The organism is Actinoplanes sp. NPDC048791 (assembly GCF_040650095.1).
Taxonomy (GTDB): domain Bacteria; phylum Actinomycetota; class Actinomycetes; order Mycobacteriales; family Micromonosporaceae; genus Actinoplanes.
Window position 1 is genome coordinate 1 of the sequence record NZ_JBEZGQ010001386.1, and the last position, 1,810, is coordinate 1,810.

The 1,810-nt window shown below is 72.8% G+C and carries 1 protein-coding gene; it reads right to left on the bottom strand.

Annotated elements, in window-relative coordinates; translation table 11 throughout:
- Positions 1 to 109: 109 nt before the first annotated feature.
- Entirely contained in the window at positions 110 to 1,558 is a 1,449-nt protein-coding gene (locus tag AB0C29_RS46595; RefSeq protein WP_360834563.1) for an FAD-linked oxidase C-terminal domain-containing protein, read from the bottom strand.
- Positions 1,559 to 1,810 lie beyond the last annotated feature (252 nt).

Genomic DNA, 1,810 nt, shown 5'->3' on the forward strand with positions numbered 1-1,810 from the left:
GCCTCGTGCAGGACGGCGGCGGCCTCCTCGGTGCTGGCCGGGGCGTCGACGAACAGCGCGGGCACGCCGCCCACCGTGTCCGCGTCCGTCGCGACGATCCACAGCGCCATCAGAACAGCTCCGCCGGGGTCGGCTCGCCGGCCCGGTGCCGCCGGGGCACCTCGCCGCAGAGCCGGGGCGTCGGGAAGATCTTGCCGGGATTGGCCAGCCCGGCCGGGTCGAACGCGCACCGCAGCAGGTGCATCGTCTCCAGATCGTCGTCGGTGAACATCCGCGGCATGTACTTGGCCTTGTCCATGCCGACGCCGTGCTCGCCGGTGATCGAGCCGCCGTACTCGATGCACAGGTCGATGATCGCGCCGGAGACCTCCTCGGCCCGGTCGGCCTCGCCCGGCACCGCGTCGTCGAAGAGCACCAGCGGGTGCAGGTTGCCGTCGCCGGCGTGGAAGACGTTGGCGACCCGCACGCCGTGCGCCCGCGACACCTCGCCGATGCGGTGCAGCACCTCGGGCAGCGCCGTCCGCGGGATCACCCCGTCCTGCACGATGTAGTCCGGGCTGATCCGGCCGACCGCCGCGAAGGCCGATTTGCGGCCCTTCCAGAACAGCGCGCGCTCGGCCGGGTCGGCGGCGATCCGCAGCTCGAAGGCGCCGTTGGCCTCGCACAGCGCGGTGACCTGGTCGAACTGCGCGTCGACCTCGGCCGCCGGGCCGTCCAGCTCGACGATCAGCACCGCGCCCGCGCCGGCCGGGTAGCCGCACGCGACGGCCGCCTCGGCGGCCTCGATGGCCAGCGCGTCCATCATCTCGACGGCCGCCGGGACCACCCCGGCGGCGATGATCGCCGAGGTCGCGGCGCCGGCCTGGTCGGTGGAGGGAAAAGCGGCGAGCAGGGTACGCACGGACTCGGGCAGCCGGGTCAGCCGGACGGTGACCCGGGTGGCGATGCCCAGCGTGCCCTCCGAGCCGACGAACGCGCCGAGCAGGTCGTAGCCCGGGGTGTCCGGCGCGCGCCCGCCCAGCTCGACCAGCTCGCCGTCGGGGGTGACCACCTGGGCGCCGGTGACGTGGTTGGTGGTGAAGCCGTACTTGAGGCAGTGCGCGCCGCCCGAGTTCTCCGCCACGTTGCCGCCGATCGAGCAGATCTGCTGGCTGGACGGGTCCGGGGCGTAGTAGTAGCCGTGCGGGGTGGCCGCCTTCGTGACGTGCAGGTTGATCACGCCGGGCTCGACCACCGCGCGTTCGTCGTCCGGGGCGACCTCGACGATCGCGCGCATCTTGGACGTCACGATCAGCACGCCCTCGGCATGCGGCAGGGCGCCGCCGGAGAGCCCGGTGCCGGAGCCGCGGGCCACGAACGGCACCCCGGCCTCGACGCACGCGCGGACCGTACGGGCGCACTCGGTGGCGTCGCGGGGCAGCACCACCAGGCCGGGGATGACCTTGTAGTGGGCCAGCCCGTCGCACTCGTAGGTCCGCAGCTGCTGCCGGTCGTTCACGATCCGGTCCGCGCCCAGCTCGGCGCGCAGCCGGGCGGCGAGTACGTCAAGCGTGGTCATCGGCGACCCCCCCCGGGACAACGTAACCTTCCCCCGGCGCGGCAGTCGAGAGCCGCCGTCATGGTTGAAACAATTCGTTCATCAATGCACGTCTATGCACGCGTAGTGTCTCGATCGTCTGGAGAGATCCTCCAGGCCGATCCCAGGAGGCATGCGTGCGTTTACGCAGACGGTCCGCCGTCGCCGGAATCCTCGCCGCGACCACAATCATCGCCGCGGCGCCCATCGGCGCCAGCGCGGCCCCCGCCGACC